The following is a 22,340-nucleotide window of genomic DNA, read 5'->3' as shown; positions in this document are numbered from 1 at the left end:
CGACGGCGTCACCGGGCGTACGCGTCGACGAACAACGCGCCCCGGAGCTCGCGCAGGGTGTCCGCCAGCCGGTCGACGGTCCGGCCCGAGACACCCGAGACCTGCAGGTCGTGCGGGCCGAGTGCCGGCAGCCGACCGGTGCGGATGCGGACGACTTCCCACCCCACGGCACGGACGGCTCGGTCCTTCCTCCGGTCGGTCTCCTGCCGTGGACCGACGTGCTCGAGCCCGTGCCGACCCGTGGAGTCGTACTCGATGGCGACGCGGAGTTCGGGCAGGATGATGTCCGGCCAGGCCTCGACGTGGTCGAAGAACGGGCGGTCGAGTCGGATCGCGGAGTGGTCGTACGTGAACGCGAACCGCTCGGACAGCATGCCCCGGAGTTCGGCTTCGACCGCCGAGGCCGTCGCCGGGGCGCAGACGCTCGTGAACGATTCACCCGACGGCAGCCGAGGGGTCTTCGGACAGATCGTGCGGGGAACGGACTGAGCGCTCCGCCGTGGCGCCCCACCGGCCGACCCGGCGACGGGCCGACGGGACCGGGAACGGCTCGACGCGACGGCTCCCGCCGGGACCCCGCGCACCGGAGCCGCCGGCAGGGTCTGTCGTCCCGCACTCCGGACGACCCGCTGCGGCACCGGCACGGCCTGCGGCCAGTCCGACGGCAGCACCGGCCACCGCTGCGGCTGGGCCTGCACCGCGCACTCGGGGCACCAGACGGAGCGGCGGCGCTCACGGCCCGGGCGGGACCGCTGTTCGGACGGGGTCGCCACGAAGACGTGCCCGACGTCGCACTCCCAGGTGAGCAGGACCTCGGCCGCCGGGGGGACCTGGGTCAGGACGACGCCGTGGTTCCAGTCGGGGTGGTACTGCCGGATGAGCACCGGGTACGGCGCCCAGTCGGCGCGGAACTGTCCGACGGCGTACGGCACCGCTTCGCCGCGCGACCACTGTCGGCGGCGCCACCACGCATCGACGGGTTCAGCCACGCCCCCACGCTAGGAACGACCACCGACACCCGCCGCACCATGCGGCCAGCAGCGCGACCGACGCCCGCCGAACCACAGGCGAGCGCCGCGTCCGCTCAGGAGGCGAGCGCCTGCTTCACGTAGGCGACCAGGGCGTTCGCGTGCCCGTGCCCGAGGCCGTGCTCGGCCTTGAGCCACCCGACGACCTCCATGTGCTGGTGGTCCTCGAGCCGGTCGGCGACCAGGTCGAGCCACTCCTGCACCGGGCGCCCGTACGTCGTCTCGATGCTCGGGAAGTACGACGCCGGACCCTTCACCTTGGTCCCGTCCGCCGGGGGTGCCGGGGCGGTCACACGATGCGCTGCCATGGCGCAACGGTAGCGCTCCGTCGGCCGTCACGGAACGTCACCGAGGACACCGTTCTGTGACGCCGCGTTGCGCCGCATGGCCGGGTGTTTCGTCGCGTGGCGGGGTGTTGCGCGAGGCGTTGTCGGCGGCGCCCGGCCCTCCTACGGTCGCGACATGACCGACACCACCAGGGCCCCGCAGTGGGAGGCGACCAGCGTCGACGACGCGGGCCGGACGGCCGGGGCGAGCCGCGCCTCCAGGCCGGGCACCGCGACCATCGACGCGGCCGGACACGCCGCACTCGACCGTTCCGTCGTACCGTTGCGGCACCCGCTGCGGTGGATCGCCGCTGCCCTCGTGCTCGTCGTGCTGCTGAACTTCGGCGAGACGCTGTTCACGAACGAGCAGTGGGGCTGGCCGGCCGTCGGCAAGTGGCTGTTCAGCCCGGCGGTCCTGGCCGGCCTGCAGCTGACGCTCACCGCCACCGCGCTGAGCGCTGTGATCAGCTTCGCCGGCGGCGTGGTCGTCGCGATCGCACGGCTGTCGCGGAACCCGGTGCTGTCCGGGCTCGCGTGGGGGTACGTGTGGTTGTTCCGGTCGGTGCCGCTCATCCTGGTGCTCGTCTTCCTGTACAACCTCGGGTCGCTGTACCCGACCATCGGCATCGGGATCCCCTTCGGGCCGCAGTTCGAGGTGCCGACCGCGAACCTGCTCGGGGACCTGGCGATCGGGGTCATCGGGTTGAGCCTCAGTGAGATCGCCTACGCGTCGGAGATCGTTCGCGCCGGGGTGCTCGCCGTCGACCACGGCCAGCACGAGGCCGCGCAGGCACTCGGGCTCCCCCGTCGCCGGCAGTTCGTGCGGGTGATCATGCCGCAGGCCCTGCGGTCGATCGTGCCGGCGTTCGTGAACCAGGTCGTCGGACTGCTGAAGGCCTCGTCGCTGCTGTTCTACGTGTCGTTGCTCGACCTGTTCGGCGTGGTGCAGAACCTGTCGAGTACGTACCCGGGCGACATCATCCCGCTGCTCGTCGTCGCCACCATCTGGTACCTCGTGCTCACCAGCGCGGTCTCGATCGTGCAGTACCACGTGGAGCGATGGACGGCCCGCGGGTCGGTCCGTGCGCTGCCGCCGACACCGTGGCAGCGGGTGCGGAAGGTGCTGCGAGGCGGCGGCACCGGACGTGGTCCGGGACGGCCTGGAGGCGCGGGTCGCCGCACGCAGGCAGCCGCCGCCGAGCGCGCGGTCGCGTCCGGGCCTGCCTCCACCATCGACGACAGGAGCATCTGATGGGCGCCGCCATCGCGATCCACGGGGCCGTCAAGGCGTTCGGGGACAGCGTCGTCATCGACGGCATCGACCTGTCCCTGCCGTCCGGCAGCGTGACCGTCGTCCTCGGCCCTTCCGGTTCCGGCAAGTCCACGCTGCTCAGGGCGATCAACCACCTCGAACCGCTCGACCGCGGGGTCGTCACCGTCGGCGACGAGCCCATCGGCGTCCGCCTGCGCACCGGCCGCGACGGGGTCCCCCGCTGGAAGGAGCTGCCCGAGCGGCACATCCTGCGGCAGCGTGCCCGGATCGGGTTCGTGTTCCAGCACTTCAACCTGTTCCCGCACCTCACCGCGCTCGAGAACGTCGCCGAGGGGCCGATCGCCGCCGGGGTCCCCGTCGCCACGGCCCGAGCGCGGGCACGGACCCTGCTCGATCGGGTCGGACTCGGCGACCGCGGCTCCGCCCGCCCCCGGCAACTGTCCGGCGGGCAGCAGCAGCGTGTCGCGATCGCCCGGGCCCTGGCGCTCGAGCCGTCGGTGGTCCTGCTCGACGAGCCGACCTCGGCGCTCGACCCGGAACTCGTCGGCGAGGTGCTCGGGGTCATCCGCTCCCTCGCCGAGTCCGGCACGACGCTCGTGATCGTCACCCACGAGATCGCCTTCGCCCGCGAGGTCGCCGACCACGTCGTGTTCCTCGACCACGGGCGGGTCGTCGAGCAGGGGCCCCCGGCCCAGGTGCTGGACCACCCGCTGCACAGCCGCACGCGCGACTTCCTGTCCCGCGTCCGCTGACCCCTGAACCCTGATCCCTGATCCCCACACGCACCCCAAGGAGAACCATGTCCAGGACCACCCCGTCCCGCTGGCGCAACCGCGCCGGTTTCCTCGTCCTCGCAGCCGGCGTCGTCGTCGCCCTCGCCGGGTGCTCCGCGGGCGCTTCCGCCGACACGAGCGGCGCACCCGACGGATCCGTCACCATCGGCGCCGCCTCGAACGGGGCGGCCGAGGAGACGACCCTCGAGGTCACCGAGGACACGAAGCTGCACGACGCGCTCCCCGCCGCGGTCCGGAAGTCCGGCAGATTGACGATCGGCGTGGGCGCCCTGCCCGCCGGGTTCCCGCCGCTCGCCTTCACCGGTGACGACCAGAAGACGATCACCGGCTCGGAGCCCGACCTCGGACGGCTCGTCGCCGCGAAGCTCGGACTCCGCGCGGACGTGCAGAACGCCACGTGGGACAACCTGTTCGTCGGCATCGACAGCGGCAAGTACGACGCCGGCTTCTCGAACGTCACGGTGACCGAGGAGCGCAAGGAGAAGTACGACTTCGCCTCGTACCGGCAGGACAACCTGGCGTTCCAGGTGCCGGCGTCGAGCTCGCTGCGCTTCGACGGCGACCCGTCCGTGCTCGCGGGGAAGACCCTGTCCGTGAGCTCCGGCACGAACCAGGAGAACATCCTGCTCGAGTGGCAGAGGGAACTCCGGGCGAAGGGCGAGGACTTCACGATCAAGTACTACCCGGACGGCAACGCGATCAAGCTCGCGCTCGACTCGGGCAAGATCGACGCCTACTTCGGCCCGAACCCGACGATCGCCTACCAGAACACGCAGAGCAAGGGCACCGCGACGCCGACGAAGACCGCGGGCACGTACTCCGGCGCCGGCTCGTCACTGCAGGGGCTCATCGCCGCGACGACGAAGCAGGGCAGCGGGATCGCGAAGCCCGTCGCGGCGGCGATCAACGAGCTCATCGAGGACGGCATCTACGCGAAGTGGCTCGCGGCCTACAACCTGTCGAACGAGGCCGTGGAGACGTCCGAGGTGAACCCCGAGGGTCTGCCGCTCGACAACAGCTGATCCGGCGCGCCCCGCTGCCTGCGCCCCCGCTGTCCGACGGCAGCCGGGGGCGCAGGCGTGCGCAGGTCGGCCACGAGGGTGTTGACCTGACGAGCCACACGGAGCACCATCGGCGGCATGAGCCTCTTCATCAGCTGCCCCGTCGAGGACGTCGAGCGCGCGACCGCCTTCTACGCCGCACTGGGGTGGACCCGGAACGCGGCGATGTCCGGCCCGGACAACTCCTGCGTCGCGATCGCGCCGGAGCAGTACCTCATGCTCAGCTCCCGCACCGCGTACGCGAGCGTCGGCGGCACCGAGGACCTCATCGGTGGACCGGACACCCCGTCGAAGGTGACGGTGTCGTTCGATCTCCCGAGCCGTGCGGCCGTGGACGAACTCGTCGAACGCGCCCGCGCAGCGGGCGGGCGGATCGGCGACACCGACGAGTACCCGTTCATGTACCAGCGCCAGTTCGACGACCCGGACGGCTACCACTACTCGCCGTTCTGGATGCGCTCGGACACCGACGCGTCGGCCTGAACCGGCGCTCGCAGCGCGCAGACCACGTGACGCGAGGCGCGGTGCCGGCTGGCACCGCGCCTCCCGTCCGAAGCGGGCCGCGTCAGACCGCCGCCGGCTCCCGCAGGTCGGTGCGCGCCGCCCACTCCGCGGCGAGCAGCTCGTACGAACGCACCCGGGCGTCGTGGTCGTGCGTGATCGTCGTCACCAGCAGCTCGTCTGCGCCGGTCGCCCGCTGCAGGACCCCGAGGCGGTCCGCGACGGCCGCAGCGTCGCCGACGAACCGCGTCGCGAGCCGATCGGCGACCGACGACGCCTCTGGCGCAGCGAGCGGTGCGGCACGTGCCGAGGACGGGGTCGGGTACTCGATCGCCCCGACGCCGGACCGGATCGAGTGCACCCACTGGGCGTACCCGAGCGACAGCTCCGCGGCCTCGGCCTCCGTGCGCCCGACGACGACGTCCGCCGAGACGATGACGTGCGGTGCCCGGAGCACCCCGGGGCGGAACGCATCGCGGTAGGCCTGCACCGACGCCAGGACCGTGCCCGGGGACGTGTGGTAGTTCGCCCCGTACGGCAGTCCGAGCGCGCCGGCGATCCGGGCACTCTCACCGCCGGTGGACCCGTGGACCCACAGCTCGACGGCGGCGCCCGCGGCCGGTGGGGCCTCGATCACCGCACCGTCCCGCGACCAGGTGCCGGCGAACAGGCCCCGGATCAGGTCGAGATCGTCCACGAACCGCTCGACGTCGCCCGGCACCCGGCCGAGCAGCTCCCCCTGCAGGGCGAACCTGCTCCCCGGCGCGATGCGGAACTCGAACGGCGCGGGGACGAGCAGACCGTCGACGACCTGGTCGGTCCTCGGCGCGAGCGACGGCGGTTTCGGGGTGCCGGGTGCTGGTGCTCCTGAGCGGCCGAGCCCGAGGTCGATGCGCGGCCCGTACAGCGCGGCGAGCGTGCCGAAGGTCTCGGCGACCTGCAGCCCGCGGGTGTTGCCGACCAGGGTCGCGGCGCTGCCGACCCGGATGGTCGAGGTGGCGGCGGCGACGGCCCCGATGACGATCGTCGGTGCGCTGCCGGCGACACCGGGGTTGAGGTGGTGCTCGGCGAGCCAGTAGCGGGCGTACCCGGCACGTTCCGCGGCGACAGCCAGGTCGACCGTGTTCGCCAGGGCTGCAGCGGGGGTCGACCCGCTGCTCACCGGCACGAGGTCGAGGACGGAGAGCGGGACGCGGCTCATGCGAGGACTCGCTGCCGGTCCAGGACCCGGCCCGGCAGGCCCAGCGTCTGCCGGAGCGTCGCGCCCTCGTCGTACGACTGCCGGTGGACCCCGCGCTCCTGCAGCAGCGGGACGACCCGATCGACGAACTCGTCGAGCCCGTACGGGTTGGTGTGCGGCACGACGACGAACCCGTCGGTGGCGCGCTCCTGCACGTACCGGTCGATCTCGGCGGCGATGTGTGCAGGCGTGCCGACGAAGCCGCCGCGGGTCGAGACCCGGATGACCAGGTCACGGATCGACAGGTGTTCGGCCGCGGCGAGGTCGCGCCACGACTGCACCAGTGCGGGCACGTCGCGGGTGTGGCGGACGCGGCCACGGGTGATGTCGGCGCCCTCGAGGTCCGGCTCGACCGAGGGCAACGGCCCGTCGACGTCGTACGACGACAGGTCACGGTTCCACACCTGTTCGAGGAACGCGATCGCGGTCGCCGGGCTGACCTGGGCGTGCCGGATCGCCCGGGAACGTTCCTCGGCCTCGTCCGCCGTGTCGCCGAGCACGAAGGTCGCGCCGGGCAGGATCAGCAGCTCGTCCTTCGACCGTCCGACCCGCTCCAGGCGCTCGGTGACGTCGCCGTAGAAGCTCCGTGCGTCGTCGAACTCGGTGTGCAGGGAGAAGATCACCTCGGCGTGCCCGGCGGCGAGGTCCCGGCCCTCGTCGGAGTCACCGGCCTGCACGACCACCGGGTGCCGCTGGGGACTGCGCGGCACCGGGAACGTTCCGGACACGTCGAACTGCGGGCCGTGGTGGTCGACGTCGTGGATGCGGGAGCGGTCGGCGAAGACGCCGGCGGCCAGCGGCCCGGCGGCACCCGACCAAGCGGCACCCGACCCGGCGGCATCCGACCCGGCGGCGCCCGACCGGTTCGCCACGATCGCGTCCGACTCCCACGAGTCCCAGAGCTCGCGGGACAGCTCCACGAACTCGGCGGCCCGCGTGTACCGGTCGGCGTGGTCGAGGAACCCGCCACGGCGGAAGTTCGCGCCGTGGAACGCGTCCGAGCTCGTCACGACGTTCCAGCCGGCGCGGCCGTCGGTCAGGTGGTCGAGCGTGGCGAGCTGCTTCGCGAGCTCGACGGGCTCGTTGAAGGTCGTCTGCAGCGTGCCGACGAGCCCGATGTGGTCGGTGACGCCGGCCAGCGCCGCCAGGATCGCGAGCGTGTTCGGACGCCCGACGACGTCGAGCTCGTGGATGCGTCCCTTCTGCTCGCGCAACCGCAGCCCCTCGGCGAGGAACAGGAAGTCGAAGAACCCGCGCTCGGCGTTCCGGGCGAAGTGCTTGAACGACGAGAACGCGATCTGGCTCTCGGCGCGGTCGTCGCTCCAGACGGTGGTGTTGTTGACGCCCGGGAAGTGGGCGGCGAGGTGGACCTGACGCTTGGCGCTCATGCTGAGACCTCCGAGGAGACGGAACCGACACCGGCACCGGTGACGGCAGGACGCGCGTACCGGCTGACCGCCGGCGCGATGCCGAGCCGCGTGCGCAGGTCGGCGGTGGGACGGGACGCCACGTCGGCGCGGAGCCCCGCGGTGACGAGCGCCGGGACGAGCTGGCGCGCGATGGCGGTGCTGTCGACCGGGATGCGCAGCGGACGGAGCCGGACGCCGGCGTACCCGAGGGCCCGCAGGTCCACGATCCGTGTCACCAGGTCCGGCACCGTCGTGGCGAGGACGGACGTGTCCGACGCGGAGCCGACGGCGTACGGAGCGCCCGCGGCCGCGTCGAGCGCCGCGAGCTCGTCGGCGGCGGCTGCTGGCGACGACCCGATGAGCACCGCGAGGTCCGCGAGGACCGGACGACGGAGGTCGGCGCCGGCCGCCTGCTCGGCGCCACGGACGAGTGCCAGCGCGCCCCGATCCTCCAGGCCGTCGAAGCCGGGGGTGACCAGCACGACGTCCGCGGCGTCCACGGCGAACGCGGCCGCGTCGGCGCGGTGCGCCAGCGCGAAGACCGGCGGCCGCCCCTGCGGCGACCGCGGCACGATCGACGCGCCGTGCACCGAGACGAACGAACCGGAGAACGCCGCGTCGTGGATGCGGTCGCGGTCGATGAAGCGGCCGGTCGTGACGTCGCGGATGATCGCGTCGTCGTCCCAGCTGTCCCAGAGGCGGGAGACGACCTCGGCGGCCTCGCGGGCCTCGTCGAACAGCGTGGCTGCGTCGTCGCCGCCGGGACGGCGGCCGAACAGCGCGGCCTCGCGGGTCGTCGGACTCACCTGGATCCGCCACCCGGCCCGCCCCGACGAGACGTGGTCGAGGGTCTGGAGGCCCGTGGCGACGTGGAACGGTTCGGTGTGCGTCACCGAGACGGTCGGCACCAGACCGATCGCTCGGGTCGCGGGCGCGACCGCGTTCGCGACGAGGAGGGCGTCGAGACGGCCGACGACGGTGGTCGTGTCGAGGTCGTCGTCGGGGTCGGTGGGGCCGGCGGTGAAGGAGTCCTCGAGGGTGACGGCGTCGATGCCGAGCCGGTCCTGCTCGACGACGACGTCCCGCCAGTGCCGGAGGCTCGTGAGGCGCTGCGCTGCCGGGCCGGCGGCGCGCCAGGCGGCGGGGTGCCAGCCGGCGCCCTGGAGCGCGGTGACGAGGGTGATGCGGTCGGGCACGGTCATGGGGCGACGCTAGGACGGTCGGGCCGGGCGGCGAAGCGGTGTTGCGGAACGTGACCGACGGTGTCGCCGTGTGACGCGCGTCGCGTCGCTCGGTGCGAGGTTGTCAACTCGGTGCGGCGCAACAGGGCGGCACCGAGAGGTCGACCTCGCACCGGGCGGCACCGCTGCGAACCTCGCACCGTGCGAGGATCGCCGGATGGTCTCGTCGTTCCTGACCCACGCTGAAGTGGTGGTCGACCCCGCGGTCCCGATCGAGTCGTGGGGGCTGTCACCCGAGGGCCGCGTCCGGGCCGCCGCTGCCCACCGGCTCGCGTGGACAGCGGGCTCCCGGCGGATCGTCTCGAGCACCGAGCGCAAGGCCGTCGAGACCGCCGACCTGCTCGCCAGCGCCGTCGGGCTGTCGGTCGAGCGCGACCCCCTGCTGGGCGAGATCGACCGGAGCGCGACCGGCTACCTGCCGCCGTCCGAGTTCGAGGCCGTCGTCGACGCGTTCTTCACCGCACCCGAGCAGTCGGTCCGCGGCTGGGAGCGGGCCGTCGACGCCCAGGAGCGCATCGTCGCGGCCGTCCGTCGGCACTGCGCCACCGGCGACGTCACGATCGTGTCGCACGGTGCGGTCGGCGCGCTGCTCCTGGCCCACCTGCGCGGCGTCCCGATCACGCGCGCCCTCGACCAGCCCGGCATGGGCAGCGTCTTCCGCTTCGATGCGCCCGCCTGGCGGGCGACCAGCGGCTGGCGACGCGTCCCCGCGACCTGACGGGAGGCGTGGGGCGGGGCCGACACGGGCCTCCCGTCCGACGCCTGCGCCGCCCGACCGCCCGATCGTCAGACCGCGCGCGTCGCGCCCGTCACGGGGCCGGGGGCGGCGTCCTCGTCGTCGGCGTCGTGCAGGGTCCGTTCGGCCTGCCCGAGCAGGTGGTGCACGGCGAGGCCGATCGAGCGGGCACCGACGACCGCGACGAGCACGCTCAGCAGCGCGAGCAACGCGGTGGTGGGGATCCAGGCGGACGGCAGCGCGAGTGCCCGGAACCACTCCACTGCGGCGGTGGCGACCGCGGCCGCCGGGAACACGAACGACCAGAACCCGAGTGAGAACGCCAGGCGGACGTACCGCGGCAGCAGGGCCAGCTGCACGAGGACCATCAGGACCCCGAGCCCAGCGATGGCCTGCACCGGCAGGGTGACCGCTCCGTCCGTGAGCGCGAACACCGACAGGGTGGCGACCGCCGGCGGCGCGACCAGGATCGCCATCGTCGGCACGAGCGGCCCCGGCAGCGCCGGCCGGAACGCCAGCCGGATGAGCAGCAGGCCGGTCATGACGCCCCAGAAGAACACGCCGACGCCGAGGGCCGGCCAGGACAGCCAGCCGACGCCGACCTCGTGCGTGGCGACCGAGGCGACCAGGGCCGCGGCGACCGTCGGCAGCAGGTAGCCGCCGTGCACGGACTCCAGGGCGAGCCGGCCCTCGAACCAGGTGCTCAGCAGCCAGGCGGCGAACCCGGCCGCGGTGGCCACGGCGGCGAGCACGACGACCTGACCCGCGACGGGGACGAACCGCGCCAGGTCGACCCCGAGCAGCATCGCGGTCGCGGGCACGAGCGCGGCGATCGGCCCCTGCGACGGGTGCCGGAGCTGGTCGACCAGCCGCTCCCGGACACGTGCGCCACGGACGGCGTGCGCACCGAGCAGCCACACCCACGCGACGGCGGCGATGGCCCAGAACACCTGCGGCACGACGGTGGGCAGGTGCAGCACGGGGGCGGCGTACGACCACGTCTCGGCGAAGCCGGCGAGGCCGAACGGGACGGCGAGGGTGTTGAGCGGGATGCGGGAGGTGGTGCGTTGCATGGCTCCCCCATTGTCGTGGACGAGTCGGCGGCGGCGGTGCGCGCCGGCGGTCAGGCCGCGGGGAGTTGCTCGCCCGCCTCGATCGCCACGTCGAGCCGGTTCTCGGCGGGCGGCAGCGGGCAGGTCGCGTGCGGGGTGTACGCGCACGGCAGGTTCGTCGCCCGGTTGAAGTCGATGCGGGTGGCACCCTCGGCATCCGGTGCGGCGATGTCGAGGCTCCGGTTCGCCGCGGACGTCGTGACCCCGCTCGTGCGGTCGGTGAACAGCACGTGCAGGCCGCCGGCGTGCCCGTTGAACGCCAGGAGCGACCGCGGCCCGTCGAGGTCGAACGTCAGGACGCCGGGGGCCTCGTACACGTGCAGCAGGCCGTCGACGACGCTGCCGACCGTGACCTCGCGCGGGGTGTCGAACGGCTCGAAGTGTGCGTCAACGACGAAGTGCTCAGCGGGGGCGTACGCCGGGGTGCCGTGGTAGCCGACGCGGGTCGGGTTCGACGGGTGCCGCGGGCGCAGCAGGTCGCTGCCGCCGCGCCGGGCGACCTCGATCACCACGGTCTCGTCGCCGTCGTGCCACACCACGTCGGTGCTCGAGCGCTCCGGCAGCGGGCCGAACCGGTACCTCCCGGTGACCGCCTGTCCGTCGACCTCGATCGTCTCGCCGTCGGCCAGTGCGACCTCCGGGCCGTCCTCGTCCGTCGACCAGCTGCCCGGGGCGTCGTCGAACCGTTCCGGCGTGGCGGTGAGCCAGCGGATGCTCGTGATCGCGAGGAAGCCGTGCTCGCTGGCGCGGGCCTGCTCCTGGTCGTCGTGCCACCTGGTCCACGCTTCGGCGAAGGTCGGTGCTGCCGGGGTGGTGGCGCTCGTCGTGGTCGTCGTGCTCATGGGTCGACCGTACGACGGGTCGCCGGGTGCCGCGACGCGGAACGTAACGGGCCCGTTCCCTCGTGGCAGAGTGGCACTGCAGCGCACCGCGAAGCCTCGCGCGCGGCCCCCGACTCCCGACAGTCCGCACCCATCGAGAGGAAGGCAGCGCATGCCCTTCGAGAACACCGACCGCATCCAGGCCACCACGGCCGGATCGCTCCCGCGCACCCCCGAGCTCATCGCTGCGAACGCCGCTCGGCCCGTCGCCGCCGACGGCTTCACGCTCGAGACCACCGACGAGGTCCGCGCCCTGACGAGCGCAGCCGTCGACGACGTCGTCGCACGGCAGACCGCGCTCGGCATCACGCAGCCCGGCGACGGCGAGTTCGGCAAGGCGATGTCGAACAGCGTCGACTACGGCGCCTGGTGGGGCTACTCGTTCCAGCGCGTCAGCGGCCTGAGCCTGACCGACGAGAACATCTTCTCGCAGCAGCCGGTCCGCTCCACCCCGGGGAACATCCGGCTCACGAGCTTCCCGGACCGCCGCGACTGGACGATCTTCCACGACGCCTACACCGACCCCGAGTCGGGCATCGGCACCGGCAAGAACGCCACCGCGTTCCCGACCACGACCGGCCCGATCACCTACACCGGCCACGAGGCCGCGGCCACCGACGCCGCGAACCTCAAGCACGCGGTCGACGCTGCCGGGGCCGACAACGGCTTCATCACGGCGCTCTCCCCCGGTTCCGCCGCCCGCATCGCGAACGAGTACTACGCGACCGAGGAAGAGCACATCTGGGCGTGGGCGGATGCCCTGCGCGAGGAGTACAGGACGATCCTCGACGCAGGCCTCGTGCTGCAGATCGACGACCCCTCGATCGCCGAGAACTGGGACCAGATCAACCCCGAGCCGAGCATCGAGGACTACCGCGCCTTCACCCGCATCCGTGTCGAGGCGCTCAACCACGCGCTGCGGGGCCTGGACACCAGCCGCGTGCGCTTCCACCTGTGCTGGGGTTCCTGGCACGGCCCGCACACCACCGACATCGAGCTCCGCCACATCGTCGACCTGATGCTCGAGATCGACGCGGGCGCGTACTCGTTCGAAGCCGCCAACGCCCGCCACGAGCACGAGTGGACCGTCTGGCAGGACGTCACCCTGCCCGAGGGCAAGGTCATCGTCCCCGGTGTCGTCGGCCACGCCACGAACGTCGTCGAGCACCCCGACCTCGTCGCGCAGCGCATCGAGCGGTTCGCCTCGGTGGTCGGGCGTGAGCGCGTCATCGCTGGTACCGACTGCGGCCTCGGCGGCCGCGTGCACCCGCAGATCGCCGCGGCGAAGCTGGAATCCCTCGGTGAGGGTGCCCGGCGCGCGAGCGCGAAGCTCTTCTAGCCGCCCGTTCCTTCCCAGAACGGCTGCGATACCTGGCGGGATCGGGCGTACCTGCCGTGAACAACACGGCAGGTACGCCCGGTTCGGGAAGGTACGCCCGGTTCGGGAAGGTACGCCCGGATCCCGTCTACCGACGCGAGCGACCGAGCACGACCGCCGCGCCCGCAGCCGCGACGCCGAGCCAGACGAGGGGGCGCGTGACGCGCCGTCGCTTCGCTACCCAGCCGCCGTTCGTCGCGTTCGCGGCGTCGGCGGGGGCGTAGAGGTTGCCGTCGGTCGGGGTGCCCTTGCCACGGAGCGCGAACGTCTCCACCATCGGCTTCGTGATCTTGTGGAACAGGCCCGGGAACACGTACTGCAGCGGCACGAGCGAGGCCTGGATGCGGCCGACGAACCGGTAGCGCTTGGGGTGCGTGGCGGCCTGCACGACCGCACGGCCGGCTCGCTCGACCGAGACGGTGGGCGGCAGCGGGTGCGAGGTCTTGCCGGTGTAGTTGGCACCGTTCTGGTAGATCGGGGTGTCGATGGTGGACGGCAGCAGTGCGGTGAACCGGATGCCGGTGCCCGCGAACTCGTCACCGAGCACGTCGACCAGGCCGAGCGCAGCGTGCTTGCTCGTCACGTACGCCGACTGGTACGGCGCCGACAGCAGTGACTGGATCGAGCCGACGAGCACGTAGGTGCCCTCGCCGCGCTGCTTCCAGTGCGGCAGCAGGTGCGTGATGGCGTTGAGGTGCCCGTACAGGTTCGTGTCGACGACGCGCTTGAACGCCTCGGTCGGGGTCTGCTCGAACAGGCCGTAGACGAACAGCGCCGCGTTGCCGACGAAGACGTCGATGCGGCCGAAACGGGTCGTCACGGTGCCGATGAGGTCCTTGACCTGGTGCTCGTCGGCGACGTCCGTGGGGATCGCGATCGCTTCGGCGCCGAGCTTCCGGCACTCGGCGGCTGCGGCCTCGAGCGAGTCGTGCCCGCGTGCGGCGAGCACGAGCGTCGCGCCCTGCCGGGCGAACTCGTGTGCGGCGGCCCTCCCGATGCCGCTCGATGCTCCGGTGATGACGACGATCTTCCCGCGGTACCGATGTCCCATGTGTCCTTGGTACGCGCCGTCGGTCCGATCCCGCACAGCCGCGCCGTACCCCTGCCCGCGGTGCGAAGATGGAGCATGCGCAAGGACGACCTGACCGTCGACGAAGCCGCGGTCATCGCCGAGCACGCCCGCTCCGGCGCCCTCGAGCTCGACGATCCCGAGGTCCGGAAGGTCGTCGAGCAGGCGAACCGGGTGCTGGTGCGTGCGCAGATGTGGGGCGAGGAGCGGAGCCCGAAGCTGCGACGGCGCCGTCGGTTCATCGCGGTCGGGGCACTCGTGATGGTGCTCGTCTGGGTTGCGGGACTCCTCGTGCCGCTGGCGATGCGCTTCGGCTGACGAGCGCGGCAACTCCCGCACTGCCCGTGCGCCAGGCGGACGAACGGCGGTCGGACCCTGGTGGGACACGCACGGATGCGGCATGATCCGACGACCACACCACCATCGCGCTGCAGGGAGCACGACTTGGACCAGCACATCGATCGACGGCGCTTCATGGCGCTCGGTCTCGCGGGGGCCGCCGCCACCGCCCTCGGCACGACGACGATCGGCGACGCCACGGCCGCCGAGGCTGCGACTGCCGCGACGGGGCCGGTGCTGCTCGCCGCCGACGAGTTCGACGGCCCGGCCGGCAGCGCGCCGAACCCGGGGATCTGGCGGTACGACCTGGGTGCGGGCGGCTGGGGCAACGCCGAGCTGCAGACGTACACGGACTCGCGGCGGAACGCGGCGCTCGACGGTGCTGGCAACCTCGTGATCACCGCACGCCGTGAGGCCGACGGCTCGTACTCGTCGGCCCGGCTGAAGTCCGAGAGCACCTACACGGCACAGTACGGCCGGATCGAGGCACGGATCAGGATCCCCCGCGGCCAGGGCATCTGGCCGGCGTTCTGGATGCTCGGCGCGGACATCGGGCAGGTCGGGTGGCCCGCTTGCGGGGAGATCGACGTCATGGAGAACGTCGGCTACGAGCCGGGGATCGTGCACGGCACGGTCCACGGGCCGGGGTACTCCGGTGCCCAGGGCATCTCGGCGGCGTACCAGCACCCGACCGGAGCGGCGTTCGCCGACGACTTCCACGTGTACGGGGTCGACTGGCGCCCCGGCTCGATCACCTGGACGGTCGACGGCTTCGCGTACCGGACGGTCACCCGGGCCGACGTCGGCACGGCCCCGTGGGTGTTCGACAAGCCGTTCTTCGTGATCCTCAACGTCGCGGTCGGCGGGAACTGGCCGGGGTCGCCGGATGCCTCGACAGGGTTCCCGCAGCAGATGACCGTCGACTGGCTCCGGGTCCACCAGAACGCGTAGCCGGGCGCTCCCGGACCGTTGCCGCCGGGTCAGGGGCGGCGGTTCGCCCGGGCGACGAGCCACAGGTAGGTGCTGTGCCCGACCAGGGCGAGTCCGAAGAACACCGCGGCGACCGCGTAGACCCGGTCGAGCTTGCCCTGCCCGATCACGAGCATCACGACGCAGAACACGACGGCGATAGCGAGGACACCGACCTGCACGGTCGACCAGATCCGTCGGAAGCGCGGCATGCCCGTCTCGTTCACGCCGTCCATTCTGCCCGATGCCGTCAGTGCTTCTCCGGGTCGTGCCCCCAGTTCATGAGCGAGTACCGCCACGGGGTGTCGTGCACGTCGCCGGCGGGCCGCTGTTCCGAGTGCCGGGCGACGTAGCCGACGACCTTGCGCATGTGTGCCAGGTCGTCGTCGGTGCGGTCGGCCTTGTGCTTCTCGAGGATGCGGATGATGTGCCGCCCGCTCTCGTGCCCGGTGGACTCGCCGCCGCCCGAGGGCTTCTGCCCGACGGACTTCGACTCGTCGGTGTCGAGCCACTTCCGCAGTTCGGTGGCGGTCATGTTCACCGCGTGGTCGAAGTCGGCCCGGGTCTGCTCGTCGTCGTGCTCGCTCATGTGGACGAGCAAACGCGGCGGCCCTGGACAGGAGCGCAATGCGCTGGACGGATGTCGTCCCCCGGTCGTCCAGCCCGGGAGCGTTTCCTGATCAGGCGGTCCAGCGGCCCGTCCGCGGGCGGTCCGCGGGGCGGTCCGAGGGTCCCGCAGCACGCTGCGCGACCACCCCGACCACGACCGCACCCGCACCCGCATCCGCATCCGCATCCGCATCCGCATCCGCACAGGAGGACCCCATGCCCACCGACCAGTACGAACACGGCGACCCCCGCACCCGGTACCCCGACGTCGAGCCGCAGCCGCAGACCCAGGACGAGCCGGGCCTCCAGTCACGGATGGACCCGGTACCCGACCTGGGTGAGTCGAGCTACCGCGGGACGGGGCGGCTCGCCGGTCGGAAGGCCCTGATCACCGGGGCCGACTCCGGCATCGGCGGCGCCGTCGCCATCGCGTTCGCTCGCGAGGGCGCCGACGTCGCGCTCGCCTACCTGCCCGAGGAGCAGTCCGACGCGGACCACGTGATCGAGCAGATCCGGGCGGCGGGCCGCACGGCCGTCGCGATCCCCGGGGACCTGCGGGACCGCGCGTACGCTCGCGAACTCGTCGACCAGGCGGTCGCCGGCCTCGGCGGCATCGACGCGCTCGTCAGTGTGGCCGGCAAGCAGCGCTGGCAGCCCGACGTGCTCGACATCACCGACGAGCAGTTCGAAGCGACCTTCGACGTCAACGTCTTCGGGTTGTTCCGGCTCGTGAAGGCCGCGCTGCCGCACCTGGCACCGGGATCGACCATCACCACGACCGCATCGATGGAGGCGTACCAGCCGGCACCGGACCGGCTCGACTACGCGGCTTCGAAGGGCGCGGTCAACAACCTGTCCAAGGGACTGGCGCAGCTGCTCGTCGAGCGTGGTGTCCGCGTGAACGTCGTCGCACCGGGGCCCACCTGGACCGTCCTGCAGCCGAGCGGCGGTGTCGATCCGTCGACCCTGCCGGAGTTCGGCAGCAGCGAGTCGCCGATGGGCCGCGCGGCGCAGCCGGCCGAGCTCGCGCCGGCCTACGTGTTCCTCGCCTCGCAGGAGTCCAGCTACGTCGCGGGCGAGACCCTCAACGTGAACGGCGGCATGGTCACCCCCTGATCGTGCCACCGCGTGCGGGACGTCCCGCACCACACCGCGGAGACCCCGTCGCGGAACCGGGTGGGAATGGAACGGCCCCACCCGGTGTCGAACTCACCACCGACCACGAAGGAACCCATCATGAGCCTCGACCTCCACGAGAGCACCGGCGCCGACGAGCGCGCCTGCCTGCCGAAGCCCGTCCTGCCCAGCCTGCACGACGAGCGCACCCCGTCCTTCGGTCGCTGGCTCGGCCAGATCAACCACACCGGCTGACCCACCCGCAGCGACGGCACGCACGGCCCCGGCGCCGCGCACTGCTACCGTGCACCCATGTCCTGGGGCCGGCGGTACTTTGCGCTGCAAGCCGTCGGCGGAGCGACCTGGTGGACCGCCGTCGCGACGCTGCCGTGGATCCGCACCACGACGCTCGGCTCGCTCGACCCGGTGCTCGTCGCCGCGTTCGACGTCCCGCTGTTCGTCGTCGCGTCGGCGCTCGCCGCCTCGGGTGTCCGGGCCGCCGCGGTGGTCACGACGGTGTGGACCGCCCTGGTGCTCGTCGCCCTGAGCGTCTGGGCCACCATGACCGGCGAGGCCGGCTGGGGCGTGCTCGTCATGCTGGCCGCCACGATCGGCTCGGCCCTCGCCCTCGCCCTGGTGCTGCTCGGACGGATCCCGTCGGAGTGGGTGACGATCGGTCCGCTGCGGATCCGAACGGCTGACGCCAGTGCCCCGCGTTCCCGGCACGTCATCGCGACCGTGCTGCAGATCGTCGTCTTCTGGGGCCTGTTCCTCGGGGTGTTCCCCCTGGTCATCGCGTTCGCCGAGCACCGCTGGGGCCTGCACCCGCAGCTGCCGACACCCTTCGTCACCACCCTCACCGTCGTCGGTGTGGTCGTGCTCCTGCTGGCGAGCGCGCTCGGCATCGCGTCGGCGGCGGCGATGTCGACGAAGGGCGAGGGCACGCCGCTGCCCTCGGCCACCGCGAACCGTCTGGTGGTCGCCGGGCCGTACCGGTCGGTGCGGAACCCGATGGCACTGGCCGGCATCACCCAGGGCATCGCCGTCGGCCTGCTGCTGTCGTCGTGGCTGGTCGTCGTCTACGCGGTCGCCGGTTCGGTGGTCTGGAACTGCATCGTCCGCCCGCTCGAGGAGTCCGACCTGGAAGAACGGTTCGGCGACGACTTCCGTCGCTACGCCGAGCAGGTCCGGTGCTGGGTGCCGCGGTGGCCGGTGCCGGCGCACGTGGGTCCGGTGCCGCTCAGCTCGTCGCGCCGCTGATCTCACGACCCACGACACCCCGTGGCGATCGGTCAGCATGCCGAACGGACATGACGGTCTGCCTCGTCCTGCGCGGGCGCCGTCGCCCGCGTCGTGATCATGCTGGCGGGGTGCGCGTCCCCGCGGACGGGGCAGGCGCACGGGTGCTGGGCCGCGCCGGACGGGAGGCGCGTGGCGGCGCCGCCACGCGCCTCCAGGCCGTCACGCGGCGGGGTCCACCACCGGCGGTCGCGCGGACGGGGCGAGCTCGCGGATGCGCTTGGCGGGGACGCCGGCGTACACGCCGTGCGCCGCCAGGCGGCCGACGACCACGGCGCCGGCGGCGACCACGACGTCGTGCTCGATGTGGGCGCCGGGCAGGATCGTGGCGCGACCACCGATCCAGACGTGTTCCTCGACGACCACCGGGCGGCCGGTCGCGGCGTCGCTCCATCGACCCTCGGCGTCGATCTCGTGGTGGCTCGTCATGATGAGCACCTGCATCCCGATCGCGGTGTTCGCTCCGATGGTCACGGGGGCGACGGCCTCGACGGTGACGTTCCGGTTGCAGAAGACACCCCGGCCGATGGTGAGGTGCTTCGGGTCGCCCGTCAGCGAGAACCCGGTGCCCACACCGGACTCGGCGCGTGCACCGGCGGCACGGAGCAGCAGCCGACGGACGATCCGGGGCAGCAGCGGGGATCCGAGCAGTGCGGTGAAGACGAAGTGCTCACGGGCGTGGGAGGCGTCCTCGACGAGCCGGCGGCCGAACGTCGACGGATCGGTCGTCGGCGGGACCGCCGCGGTCGGGACGGGTGGTGCTGCTGAGCCGGCCATGGGGTCTCCAGTCGTCGTGGCTGCGTGTCCGTGCAGCGCAAACGTAGGCCGACGCTCGTCGGCGACCGGGCGGACGGCGGGCGGTTGCGGGATTCTTGCGGGCCCGCGCGGCTGCTCGTCTACGCGCGGGCGCCGTCGCGCGCCGTGGACGCCGTCTGCCGGGGCAGCTCGCCGAACTCGTCGCGGTAGCTCCCCGCGAACCGGCCGAGGTGGGCGAACCCGGTGGACCGGGCGATCTCGGCGATGCTCCGCCCGTCGCCCGACTCGAGCTGTTCGCGGGCGAGCAGCAGCCGGATGCGGCGCAGGTACATGGTCGGGGTGATGCCGTGGTGCCGCTGGAACGCCGCCTGCACGCCGCGCACGCTCAGGCCGGCGGCCTCGGCGACGTCGTCGACGGTGATCGGCTCGGTGGCGTGCTCGAGCAGGAAGGTCTCGGCACGGGCGAAGCGGGCGGTGGAGGCCATCGCCGGCTCGTGCTGCCCGACGGGCCAGTGCGGGATCGCGGTGAGCAGACCGCCGGCGGCGAAGCGGGCGAGCTCCCGCTCGCGTTCGACCGGGACGGCGTCCGGTCCGGCCAGCACCTCTTGCGCGACGGACCGCACCATGAGCCACCAGGCAGCGAGCGGGGCGCCCTCGGGGACGTGCCGCGGACGGAACTCGATGGGACCAGGTGCCCAGTCGCCGCGCTCGGCTGCGACCTCTTCGACGATCGAGCGGTCGATCCGCAGGACGTCCTTGTTGCACGCGATCCAGCGAAAGCGCTGGGGCCCCTGACGGAAGAGCGTCGGGCGACCGATCTTCACGGTGTTCTCGTCGAGCTGGGCGACCCCGGACTTCATCCAGAAGATGGTCATCGCGTCGCCCGGCTCGATCGCGCCGCTCAGGACCCCGGTGCAGCGGGTCGACTCGAGCGACAGCAGTGCCGTCCCGCGCACCCGCTCCTCGAACACGAACTCGGCGTCCGTCGGCTCGACCGACAGCCCGTGGGTGATGTGCGTCCGAGCCATCGCCTCGGCCGCGACCGACGGCTCGGCGGTCTGGATCTCCCGCAGCATGCGGTGCATCGTCTCGGGCACGTGATGATCCTGACGACAAGTCGTCGTCCGCGCAACGAGCGGCGCGCCGTGTTCCTGTGCGACGGCCAGCCGACGACCTGTTGGCTGTGCTGATGGAGGCCCGGACATGAAGTACATCCAGTACGACCGCTCGACGATCCTGACGAGCGACGACGTGGCCGACGCCGTGATCGAGTACGCCGCAGCGCTGGCCGGCGGGAGCCGCGCGGACACCGTGGCGATCCCCGCCGTCGCCTCCGACGGCACGATGACGACCACCAAGGTGCTCATCGGCCCGTCGAGCCAACTCGTGGTCGAGGACGCCGACGAGGACGAGCTCGAGCGCGAGGACGCGGTGTTCGTGGCACGGCTGCGCGCCGCCGCCCTGACGTTCGAGCACGACGACGTCATCCATGCCGACCGACGGCCCGACCTCGACCCTCCGGGAGCCTGAAGCGCTGCGGTGGTGCCGTCAGCACCCCAGATGCGGCGGTTCCGCACTCGTGTCCACTGCGAGGACCGCCTCGGTGCGCCGTGCGAGCTCCAGCAGGAACGCTCCGCCCTCGGGTTCGAGGTCGTCGTCCGGCGCCGGTTCGAGTGCGACCGGGAGCGCCGGTGCGAGCAGGACCTCGACGGTGCTCGCCACCCCGAACGTGTCGGCCGTCGGGATCGACACGACGTCGCTCAACCGGCTCTGGTGCAGCGCGGCCGCGTACCGGATCACAGCGTCGGCGATCGAGTCGCTCGTCAGGACACGGACCGTGCCCGCGTAGTTCACGTACTTCACACTTGCTCCCTGGTGAAGAGGAGCATCCGTCGCGGTGGCGGGTCCTGATCCGGTCCAACGGTAGGCCGTTCCCGTGTGCGGCACACATCTTCGGACTGCTCCCGGGGTACACGCCGGGACCAGGGCACGACGCGCCCCGCGTTCCCGAACCCCTCGACGCCGTGGGCGTGGTCGCTGTCGCTGTGGCTGGACGCTCCGCCTGGATCGCCGTCCACCGCGTCCGGCCTACCTTCAAGGCCATGTCCACGCGAGCGAAGACCGTCACGGCGCTGTTCGGCGCCGCCACCGTAGCCCTCCTGCTCACCGCCTGCGACCCTGGCGGAGCGCAGAACATCAACCCCGTCGGCAAGGTTCCCGGGTCCGAGGAGAAGTCCCAGTCGGCCCAGTGCGACGTGGCCGCCAGCGCGGCCGTCGACATGATCGACGAGGCGGTCGGGTCGCACGACACCACCGAGTTCGCGAACATCCAGAAGGGTGACGGCGGATGGTACCTCGGTGCCGCGATCGTCCCCGCGGACAGCAACGACTCGAACGACGACGAGGTCACCATCTGGGCGACGACCGCCGACCCCACGGCCGATGACTTCGACGGCCCGCTGTACGCCGTGAACGACGTCGCCAAGCAGGCCGTCGCCGATGAGACGACCACCACCTCGGACGCGCCGACGCCGTTCGCCGACGACTCGAAGGCCGCCGAGCAGGTCGAGAGCTGCGTCGTCGAGGCGTCGGACCGCTAGTCATCGGACACCGCGCCGTGGCCGATCAGCCCTTGGGCTGGTCGGCCACCCGCACGTCGACGTGGTAGTCCTCGCCGCCGTCGGTGCTGATCGTCGACACCGAGTCGTAGACCACGTCGTAGCCCGCGGTGTTCACGTCGCAGTGCACTTCGGCGCCGTCCTCGATCGCGATGTCGTCCGGACCGCAGTCGACCTCGGGCGTCGCGTCCGACACGTCCGCCAACGCGTCGACGACGACGCGTTCGAAGGCGTCCGGTGTGACCGTCCGTGACACCGACGACGATGCCGACACGGTGCACCCGCTGAGCGTCACCGCCAGGGCGATCGTCGCGGTGAGCGTCGTGAGTGCGGTGATGGCGCGCTGGTACTGCATGGTTTCCCCCCGTGGTCCCCTGGCCGCTGCTCGCCCCGAGATCGGGACCGGCCGTTCTTCGACGATAGCGGGAAGGTGCGAGGACGTCTGCCACGAGTTCGGGTCAGGAGCAGACGTCCTCGCGCTACGACGCCGTCGGGTCGACGCGGTGGTCTTGACGAGGCCAGCCCGGGAACAGGGGGTCGGGCACCCGCCGGTGGGGTCCGGCGGGGTAGCTTCCGGAGACTGTA

General features: G+C 72.4%; 27 protein-coding genes. 13 read left to right on the top strand and 14 right to left on the bottom strand.

The window, feature by feature from the left end:
- Positions 1 to 8 precede the first annotated feature (8 nt).
- Complete coding sequence (locus tag Q9R26_RS14985) at positions 9 to 989, bottom strand: hypothetical protein (RefSeq protein ID WP_259577675.1); 981 nt, start codon at positions 987 to 989, stop codon at positions 9 to 11.
- Positions 990 to 1,084: 95 nt separating this feature from the next.
- The gene (locus tag Q9R26_RS14980; protein WP_311227712.1) at positions 1,085 to 1,336 is read right to left on the bottom strand and encodes a DUF4287 domain-containing protein; all 252 of its coding nucleotides are present in this window, start codon (positions 1,334 to 1,336) and stop codon (positions 1,085 to 1,087) included.
- Between the two features lie 154 nt (positions 1,337 to 1,490).
- Here Q9R26_RS14980 and Q9R26_RS14975 point away from each other — a divergent pair, with 154 nt between their 5' ends.
- From Q9R26_RS14975 to Q9R26_RS14960, 4 genes are all read left to right on the top strand, one after another.
- Positions 1,491 to 2,606 (top strand): amino acid ABC transporter permease, encoded by a 1,116-nt coding sequence (locus tag Q9R26_RS14975; protein WP_311227711.1) that lies wholly within the window; start codon positions 1,491 to 1,493, stop codon positions 2,604 to 2,606.
- Positions 2,606 to 3,379 (top strand): amino acid ABC transporter ATP-binding protein, encoded by a 774-nt coding sequence (locus Q9R26_RS14970; protein WP_311227710.1) that lies wholly within the window; start codon positions 2,606 to 2,608, stop codon positions 3,377 to 3,379. The genes Q9R26_RS14975 and Q9R26_RS14970 overlap by 1 nt, the downstream gene beginning before the upstream one ends.
- A 47-nt stretch (positions 3,380 to 3,426) precedes the next feature.
- Positions 3,427 to 4,443: a transporter substrate-binding domain-containing protein gene (locus Q9R26_RS14965; RefSeq protein ID WP_311227709.1), complete on the top strand. Its 1,017-nt coding sequence runs from the start codon at positions 3,427 to 3,429 to the stop codon at positions 4,441 to 4,443.
- Between the two features lie 117 nt (positions 4,444 to 4,560).
- Complete coding sequence (locus Q9R26_RS14960; protein WP_311227708.1) at positions 4,561 to 4,965, top strand: VOC family protein; 405 nt, start codon at positions 4,561 to 4,563, stop codon at positions 4,963 to 4,965.
- A gap of 82 nt (positions 4,966 to 5,047) precedes the next feature.
- Here Q9R26_RS14960 and Q9R26_RS14955 read toward each other — a convergent pair whose 3' ends face one another.
- Genes Q9R26_RS14955 through Q9R26_RS14945 form a run of 3 tightly spaced genes read right to left on the bottom strand, consistent with a single transcriptional unit; the run spans position 5,048 to position 8,834 of the window.
- A complete protein-coding gene (locus Q9R26_RS14955) occupies positions 5,048 to 6,184 on the bottom strand; it encodes an LLM class flavin-dependent oxidoreductase (protein WP_311227707.1) in 1,137 nt (378 codons plus the stop codon).
- Positions 6,181 to 7,611, bottom strand: coding sequence for an LLM class flavin-dependent oxidoreductase (locus Q9R26_RS14950; RefSeq protein ID WP_311227706.1), 1,431 nt, complete (start codon positions 7,609 to 7,611; stop codon positions 6,181 to 6,183). The genes Q9R26_RS14955 and Q9R26_RS14950 overlap by 4 nt, the downstream gene beginning before the upstream one ends.
- Positions 7,608 to 8,834, bottom strand: coding sequence for an LLM class flavin-dependent oxidoreductase (locus tag Q9R26_RS14945; RefSeq protein WP_311227705.1), 1,227 nt, complete (start codon positions 8,832 to 8,834; stop codon positions 7,608 to 7,610). Before Q9R26_RS14945 ends, Q9R26_RS14950 begins: the two co-directional genes overlap by 4 nt.
- A 196-nt stretch (positions 8,835 to 9,030) precedes the next feature.
- On the opposite strand from Q9R26_RS14945, the gene Q9R26_RS14940 reads away from it, so the two are divergent.
- Positions 9,031 to 9,591, top strand: coding sequence for a histidine phosphatase family protein (locus Q9R26_RS14940; protein ID WP_259577667.1), 561 nt, complete (start codon positions 9,031 to 9,033; stop codon positions 9,589 to 9,591).
- Between the two features lie 68 nt (positions 9,592 to 9,659).
- On the opposite strand, the gene Q9R26_RS14935 is transcribed toward Q9R26_RS14940, so the two are convergent.
- Together Q9R26_RS14935 and Q9R26_RS14930 are read right to left on the bottom strand one after the other, a co-directional pair.
- On the bottom strand, positions 9,660 to 10,682 hold the full coding sequence (locus Q9R26_RS14935) for a transporter (RefSeq protein ID WP_311227704.1): 1,023 nt from the start codon (positions 10,680 to 10,682) through the stop codon (positions 9,660 to 9,662).
- Positions 10,683 to 10,732: 50 nt separating this feature from the next.
- The gene (locus tag Q9R26_RS14930) at positions 10,733 to 11,563 is read right to left on the bottom strand and encodes a DUF1684 domain-containing protein (RefSeq protein ID WP_311227703.1); all 831 of its coding nucleotides are present in this window, start codon (positions 11,561 to 11,563) and stop codon (positions 10,733 to 10,735) included.
- A 151-nt stretch (positions 11,564 to 11,714) separates the two neighbouring features.
- Here Q9R26_RS14930 and Q9R26_RS14925 point away from each other — a divergent pair, with 151 nt between their 5' ends.
- Positions 11,715 to 12,941 (top strand): cobalamin-independent methionine synthase II family protein, encoded by a 1,227-nt coding sequence (locus tag Q9R26_RS14925; protein WP_311227702.1) that lies wholly within the window; start codon positions 11,715 to 11,717, stop codon positions 12,939 to 12,941.
- A gap of 127 nt (positions 12,942 to 13,068) precedes the next feature.
- Here Q9R26_RS14925 and Q9R26_RS14920 read toward each other — a convergent pair whose 3' ends face one another.
- Complete coding sequence (locus Q9R26_RS14920) at positions 13,069 to 14,031, bottom strand: SDR family NAD(P)-dependent oxidoreductase (protein WP_311227701.1); 963 nt, start codon at positions 14,029 to 14,031, stop codon at positions 13,069 to 13,071.
- A gap of 75 nt (positions 14,032 to 14,106) precedes the next feature.
- Between Q9R26_RS14920 and Q9R26_RS14915 the strand changes: the two genes are divergently transcribed.
- Together Q9R26_RS14915 and Q9R26_RS14910 are read left to right on the top strand one after the other, a co-directional pair.
- Positions 14,107 to 14,367 carry a hypothetical protein gene (locus Q9R26_RS14915; protein WP_182066012.1) on the top strand — a complete coding sequence of 87 codons (261 nt, stop codon included), beginning with the start codon at positions 14,107 to 14,109 and terminating at the stop codon, positions 14,365 to 14,367.
- Between the two features lie 126 nt (positions 14,368 to 14,493).
- Entirely contained in the window at positions 14,494 to 15,339 is an 846-nt protein-coding gene (locus tag Q9R26_RS14910; protein ID WP_311227700.1) for a glycoside hydrolase family 16 protein, read from the top strand.
- Between the two features lie 29 nt (positions 15,340 to 15,368).
- On the opposite strand, the gene Q9R26_RS14905 is transcribed toward Q9R26_RS14910, so the two are convergent.
- Both Q9R26_RS14905 and Q9R26_RS14900 read right to left on the bottom strand, forming a co-directional pair.
- On the bottom strand, positions 15,369 to 15,584 hold the full coding sequence (locus Q9R26_RS14905; protein WP_139179681.1) for a hypothetical protein: 216 nt from the start codon (positions 15,582 to 15,584) through the stop codon (positions 15,369 to 15,371).
- A 23-nt stretch (positions 15,585 to 15,607) separates the two neighbouring features.
- Positions 15,608 to 15,946 (bottom strand): DUF3140 domain-containing protein, encoded by a 339-nt coding sequence (locus Q9R26_RS14900; protein ID WP_262137970.1) that lies wholly within the window; start codon positions 15,944 to 15,946, stop codon positions 15,608 to 15,610.
- 236 nt (positions 15,947 to 16,182) lie between these two features.
- Here Q9R26_RS14900 and Q9R26_RS14895 point away from each other — a divergent pair, with 236 nt between their 5' ends.
- The 3 genes from Q9R26_RS14895 (at position 16,183) to Q9R26_RS14885 (ending at position 18,342) form a co-directional block, all read left to right on the top strand.
- Positions 16,183 to 17,082 carry an SDR family oxidoreductase gene (locus Q9R26_RS14895; RefSeq protein ID WP_182066014.1) on the top strand — a complete coding sequence of 300 codons (900 nt, stop codon included), beginning with the start codon at positions 16,183 to 16,185 and terminating at the stop codon, positions 17,080 to 17,082.
- A gap of 120 nt (positions 17,083 to 17,202) precedes the next feature.
- The gene (locus Q9R26_RS14890) at positions 17,203 to 17,337 is read left to right on the top strand and encodes a hypothetical protein (RefSeq protein WP_259362844.1); all 135 of its coding nucleotides are present in this window, start codon (positions 17,203 to 17,205) and stop codon (positions 17,335 to 17,337) included.
- 57 nt (positions 17,338 to 17,394) lie between these two features.
- Positions 17,395 to 18,342: an isoprenylcysteine carboxylmethyltransferase family protein gene (locus Q9R26_RS14885; protein ID WP_311227699.1), complete on the top strand. Its 948-nt coding sequence runs from the start codon at positions 17,395 to 17,397 to the stop codon at positions 18,340 to 18,342.
- Positions 18,343 to 18,543: 201 nt separating this feature from the next.
- Here the strand turns inward: Q9R26_RS14885 and Q9R26_RS14880 are convergent, their stop codons facing one another.
- Together Q9R26_RS14880 and Q9R26_RS14875 are read right to left on the bottom strand one after the other, a co-directional pair.
- Positions 18,544 to 19,158: a DapH/DapD/GlmU-related protein gene (locus Q9R26_RS14880; RefSeq protein WP_311227698.1), complete on the bottom strand. Its 615-nt coding sequence runs from the start codon at positions 19,156 to 19,158 to the stop codon at positions 18,544 to 18,546.
- Positions 19,159 to 19,277: 119 nt separating this feature from the next.
- Positions 19,278 to 20,234, bottom strand: a complete 957-nt coding sequence (locus Q9R26_RS14875) for an AraC family transcriptional regulator (protein WP_209134592.1) — start codon at positions 20,232 to 20,234, stop codon at positions 19,278 to 19,280.
- Between the two features lie 106 nt (positions 20,235 to 20,340).
- On the opposite strand from Q9R26_RS14875, the gene Q9R26_RS14870 reads away from it, so the two are divergent.
- Positions 20,341 to 20,667, top strand: a complete 327-nt coding sequence (locus Q9R26_RS14870; RefSeq protein WP_182066018.1) for a hypothetical protein — start codon at positions 20,341 to 20,343, stop codon at positions 20,665 to 20,667.
- A gap of 18 nt (positions 20,668 to 20,685) precedes the next feature.
- Here the strand turns inward: Q9R26_RS14870 and Q9R26_RS14865 are convergent, their stop codons facing one another.
- The gene (locus Q9R26_RS14865) at positions 20,686 to 21,000 is read right to left on the bottom strand and encodes a hypothetical protein (RefSeq protein WP_182066019.1); all 315 of its coding nucleotides are present in this window, start codon (positions 20,998 to 21,000) and stop codon (positions 20,686 to 20,688) included.
- Positions 21,001 to 21,239: 239 nt separating this feature from the next.
- Here Q9R26_RS14865 and Q9R26_RS14860 point away from each other — a divergent pair, with 239 nt between their 5' ends.
- Complete coding sequence (locus tag Q9R26_RS14860) at positions 21,240 to 21,737, top strand: hypothetical protein (RefSeq protein WP_182066021.1); 498 nt, start codon at positions 21,240 to 21,242, stop codon at positions 21,735 to 21,737.
- A gap of 25 nt (positions 21,738 to 21,762) precedes the next feature.
- On the opposite strand, the gene Q9R26_RS14855 is transcribed toward Q9R26_RS14860, so the two are convergent.
- Complete coding sequence (locus Q9R26_RS14855; RefSeq protein ID WP_182066022.1) at positions 21,763 to 22,110, bottom strand: DUF4333 domain-containing protein; 348 nt, start codon at positions 22,108 to 22,110, stop codon at positions 21,763 to 21,765.
- Positions 22,111 to 22,340 lie beyond the last annotated feature (230 nt).

The organism is Curtobacterium sp. BRB10 (assembly GCF_031844325.1).
Lineage (GTDB): Bacteria > Actinomycetota > Actinomycetes > Actinomycetales > Microbacteriaceae > Curtobacterium > Curtobacterium poinsettiae_A.
This window is presented reverse-complemented; position numbering and strand designations above follow the sequence as displayed.

What these genes read in the sequence shown, in the direction of transcription:
- Q9R26_RS14860 (WP_182066021.1), top strand. Translation starts at nt 21,240, where the DNA reads ATGTCCACGCGAGCGAAGACCGTCACGGCGCTGTTCGGCGCCGCCACC.
- Q9R26_RS14900 (WP_262137970.1), bottom strand. Translation starts at nt 15,946, where the DNA reads ATGAGCGAGCACGACGACGAGCAGACCCGGGCCGACTTCGACCACGCG.
- Q9R26_RS14920 (WP_311227701.1), bottom strand. Translation starts at nt 14,031, where the DNA reads ATGGGACATCGGTACCGCGGGAAGATCGTCGTCATCACCGGAGCATCG.
- Q9R26_RS14935 (WP_311227704.1), bottom strand. Translation starts at nt 10,682, where the DNA reads ATGCAACGCACCACCTCCCGCATCCCGCTCAACACCCTCGCCGTCCCG.
- Q9R26_RS14880 (WP_311227698.1), bottom strand. Translation starts at nt 19,158, where the DNA reads ATGGCCGGCTCAGCAGCACCACCCGTCCCGACCGCGGCGGTCCCGCCG.
- Q9R26_RS14855 (WP_182066022.1), bottom strand. Translation starts at nt 22,110, where the DNA reads ATGCAGTACCAGCGCGCCATCACCGCACTCACGACGCTCACCGCGACG.
- Q9R26_RS14885 (WP_311227699.1), top strand. Translation starts at nt 17,395, where the DNA reads ATGTCCTGGGGCCGGCGGTACTTTGCGCTGCAAGCCGTCGGCGGAGCG.
- Q9R26_RS14915 (WP_182066012.1), top strand. Translation starts at nt 14,107, where the DNA reads ATGCGCAAGGACGACCTGACCGTCGACGAAGCCGCGGTCATCGCCGAG.
- Q9R26_RS14960 (WP_311227708.1), top strand. Translation starts at nt 4,561, where the DNA reads ATGAGCCTCTTCATCAGCTGCCCCGTCGAGGACGTCGAGCGCGCGACC.
- Q9R26_RS14870 (WP_182066018.1), top strand. Translation starts at nt 20,341, where the DNA reads ATGAAGTACATCCAGTACGACCGCTCGACGATCCTGACGAGCGACGAC.
- Q9R26_RS14955 (WP_311227707.1), bottom strand. Translation starts at nt 6,184, where the DNA reads ATGAGCCGCGTCCCGCTCTCCGTCCTCGACCTCGTGCCGGTGAGCAGC.
- Q9R26_RS14945 (WP_311227705.1), bottom strand. Translation starts at nt 8,834, where the DNA reads ATGACCGTGCCCGACCGCATCACCCTCGTCACCGCGCTCCAGGGCGCC.
- Q9R26_RS14950 (WP_311227706.1), bottom strand. Translation starts at nt 7,611, where the DNA reads ATGAGCGCCAAGCGTCAGGTCCACCTCGCCGCCCACTTCCCGGGCGTC.
- Q9R26_RS14975 (WP_311227711.1), top strand. Translation starts at nt 1,491, where the DNA reads ATGACCGACACCACCAGGGCCCCGCAGTGGGAGGCGACCAGCGTCGAC.
- Q9R26_RS14890 (WP_259362844.1), top strand. Translation starts at nt 17,203, where the DNA reads ATGAGCCTCGACCTCCACGAGAGCACCGGCGCCGACGAGCGCGCCTGC.
- Q9R26_RS14930 (WP_311227703.1), bottom strand. Translation starts at nt 11,563, where the DNA reads ATGAGCACGACGACCACGACGAGCGCCACCACCCCGGCAGCACCGACC.
- Q9R26_RS14965 (WP_311227709.1), top strand. Translation starts at nt 3,427, where the DNA reads ATGTCCAGGACCACCCCGTCCCGCTGGCGCAACCGCGCCGGTTTCCTC.
- Q9R26_RS14970 (WP_311227710.1), top strand. Translation starts at nt 2,606, where the DNA reads ATGGGCGCCGCCATCGCGATCCACGGGGCCGTCAAGGCGTTCGGGGAC.
- Q9R26_RS14925 (WP_311227702.1), top strand. Translation starts at nt 11,715, where the DNA reads ATGCCCTTCGAGAACACCGACCGCATCCAGGCCACCACGGCCGGATCG.
- Q9R26_RS14895 (WP_182066014.1), top strand. Translation starts at nt 16,183, where the DNA reads ATGCCCACCGACCAGTACGAACACGGCGACCCCCGCACCCGGTACCCC.
- Q9R26_RS14980 (WP_311227712.1), bottom strand. Translation starts at nt 1,336, where the DNA reads ATGGCAGCGCATCGTGTGACCGCCCCGGCACCCCCGGCGGACGGGACC.
- Q9R26_RS14940 (WP_259577667.1), top strand. Translation starts at nt 9,031, where the DNA reads ATGGTCTCGTCGTTCCTGACCCACGCTGAAGTGGTGGTCGACCCCGCG.